The 3,217-nt window shown below is 47.4% G+C and carries 2 protein-coding genes and 1 pseudogene; all 3 read right to left on the bottom strand.

Annotated elements, in window-relative coordinates; genetic code table 11:
* Positions 1-118: 118 nt before the first annotated feature.
* Positions 119-1,564 (bottom strand): hypothetical protein, encoded by a 1,446-nt coding sequence (locus tag J9889_RS17200; RefSeq protein WP_210557465.1) that lies wholly within the window; start codon positions 1,562-1,564, stop codon positions 119-121.
* A 93-nt stretch (positions 1,565-1,657) separates the two neighbouring features.
* Entirely contained in the window at positions 1,658-3,019 is a 1,362-nt protein-coding gene (locus J9889_RS17195; protein WP_210557463.1) for a hypothetical protein, read from the bottom strand.
* Between the two features lie 59 nt (positions 3,020-3,078).
* A pseudogene (locus tag J9889_RS17190) lies at positions 3,079-3,217 on the bottom strand (IS1595 family transposase); the annotation flags it as partial.

Here is a 3,217-nt window from a genome sequence, read left to right as displayed (position 1 = left end):
CCTGTCGTTGGTGGAGACCGGCAAGCGATTGGGCCGCTGCCCACAGGAGTGGTTGAGGGCCGTGGTCAGGGCGTGCATCGAGAAGACAGATTATCCCATCCCGGCAGAACTGATGCCGTCAACCCCGTCCTGGTGAATAGATACCCTGTTGCTTGTCGTTCACCTCGAGGAAAATTTGATCATCCTGGCTCAGGTCTACACTGGTAACTGTTACCGGGAAAGCTCTATTCCCGACAATTCTACTTGCAGAACTATTACTGCGAGAATGTTTTGAATCGGCATGAGGTAATCTTGAAACATAACCTCTAGGTCGATTGGATATCACCGCCCCTGCTTTATGAATATACAAGGCAAAATCAGCTTCACTTTCTTCCTTATCAGTAATCCGCCGTAAGAAGATTAGAATATCCCCTGTTGCAATATTTTTGGTCGACTCTCCTAACCGCAACAATCGATTCTCAACCTTAATTTCTATTTTTTCTTCACCTAATGATCCACAAAATCGCAGGCTGGTCGCTGAGTAAGAAGAGATAGTCACCCCTTGGAGTTGTTCAGATTGAGCAGTAATATCACTGTTAAGGCTATAAGAAAATGACTTCTCTGGTGCCGCGCTAATCGCCCTGACAACATCCACTGAAATGACAGTATTAATGTAAAAGCTACGCGTGCTATCCAACAAAAAAACGACGCAGTTACGCTTTTTATTTGGCTTTCCTACCAGGACGTCCAACTCATTGATATGAGGCCTCAATGGTTCGAAGGTCTTTTCTTTAAAAGTTAACGTATGCTGTTGATCATGATTTGATAGATTAACCAACCAGCGTTTCTTGTCGTGATGGCATTGGATCTTGACATCTAATTTAGTCAGCGAGGCAAGCTGTTTATCAGTTAAAGCCAGGGGAGTTCGGATTGCTTTGGGTGATGGTGCCGCATTTGGTGTTGGCATTGCCTTTGAATATATTTGGCGAAAGTTTTTTGTTACTATTTCAAAAGACTGAACGCCATTATGGAGCTGGATCAATACCCTCCCGCGCGCCATTTTTGCTTGCATCAGCAATTTACTGATCTGTTCAGTTTGAATATATCGCTGCTGCAACGTCACCAACGGGATATCAAATATCACCTGATAGTTATCCGTACTCGCCTGCAAGCGTATGGCGGTGCCAGATTGCAACAAAATCTGCTTCTCATAAAACAACGGTTGCCAGCCATCATTCAGCCAACGTGGAGTCGACGTTGCGCCAGCCGCGTTGCTCGCTTTACCTCTATTTGTTTGACCCGCCTCATAACAGGGATGTTTGGGCCATGGTGGCCCCAGCTGATCAAACAATACCCGAGCACCATTGGGATGCTCGTAGTAGAACACCTTGGCACCACAACGTTGGCAGGTGACATTCGGGATGGTAAAGGCATGAGGTGTTCGGTAGTGGTCTGCCGCCAATGTGTGCTTGGGCAGTTGACGACGCTGGTTGACAGTCGTTACCGACTGACTCGTCGCTTGCACCTTGTTAACTTTCAACGGGCGTAACACACCGTTGATATAGCGAAAGATGGTTTCAGCCACCTGTACTCTCTCCTTACCGCTTAGATACTCAGGGTTACCCCTTCATCAGGGCAACTGGATGAACCAGTTGCCCTCTACTTCGCTATAAGTCGCTCACTCGCCCTTATCGCCGGTGATGGCTTTGACGTCGCTGAGCAGGGTGCCGAACTTGCCGTAGTTGACCTTGACGCCGTCATCGAGATCCAGGGTGATCTTCATATCGGCGTGGTGCTTGAGCTGGTCATCGAAGGCGCGCAGTTCGGCTAACTGCTTGGTCAGGCCGTCGATCTGCTTGTCCAGCCGCTTGGCTTCGGCGGTGCTGGCATCGGCTTGTTGCAGGCGCAGGCGCTCGATGCGGCTGGCCATCTGGCCCAGCAGCGGCGTGACATATTCGGTGCGCATGCGCGGCAGTGTGGCTTCGTTATAACGGTGCAAGTAGACCAGACATTCAAACGCCTTTTCTTTACCGGAGCTAAACAGCCAGTAGATGGGGCGCTTTTTGTAGGTCTTGAGATGGTCTTTAAAGAACTGGGTCGAGAGATAACGACGGATGGTCTCGCGCGAAGTCTCGCCCCCTTTCTTGGGCGGCTTGATGGCAGACAGGCACAGGCTGTCGGCAATAAACTGCAGGTTCTCTTCCAGGGTGTCGGCGCCCCAGACGGTACGCACAAACTCCTCGATGCGGGCGGCAATATCATCTTCAAACCAGTGCTCGCTGGTCAGTGGCAAAATGCCATCGCCATCGGCGGCAAAGCGCTGGTAAGCCCCCTCGGCCACCAAGTCGTTAAAACCAACATTTCCGGCATGGGCATAGACCAGCCCTTCCCGGTCCAGCGAATAACGGCCCATCATGCAGCCGATGGCATAGGAAACCAGCTCGGCGATAGTATCCGATTGGAATCGATCATTTACATCAACCTGTGAAGATGAAATGCTATAACGATACGCTGGATTTGTCTTTAAAGTTATCTTATCAATCAATACATGCTTATTTAATAGCTTGCCCAAGCCAAGTTTAGATATAAGTATTTCATTAATTAATTCCTCAAGTTCCCGGCAACGCCCAACGATAACACTCCAGTCATTAACACGATCGATATAATTGCTTTTTATATACTTCCCTTCTATCCTGAGCAATGGATTAATCAAAAACCCTCGCGAAACCTCAAATTCATTCCAATCTCTTTTTGACATTCCTATTAATTCATCAACAGCGCACCGGATATTATCAGAGAGAACTTTATCAAGTAAGAATGGCAGCCTATTGACATCACCAACGCCAAAACTAATTGTTGGATTAAAAAACGACAAGAGCTCTTTCGATACGATGGAATTTAGAAATGCCAATATATAATTTTTCAGCTCAGGCCTGTGCATGTAAATGGTTAAAGATTTATTGTTTGCAATTTCATCTTTTTCTAACACTCTAAAAGAAGTTTCAGATGATGTTATTTCCGACCAACAAATCCCTTCCAAATTCCAAAAATTCTCCTCTGGGATTCTAGCGACAAAATCCTTCCTATAGTGATTCCTGATTACCCATGACCCTCAGCCAGCTTCAAGAGCCGATATGGCATCGGAGGGCTTGCCACGACTGCATGCCCCAATTCAACCAACATGCTCTTGAGGTCAAAACGATGATTAAACCGGAAGCAGTATTCCGCAAGATGCCTT

The sequence above is a fragment of the Aeromonas sp. PrichA-15 genome (assembly GCF_017939245.1).
Lineage (GTDB): Bacteria > Pseudomonadota > Gammaproteobacteria > Enterobacterales > Aeromonadaceae > Aeromonas > Aeromonas caviae.
This window is presented reverse-complemented; position numbering and strand designations above follow the sequence as displayed.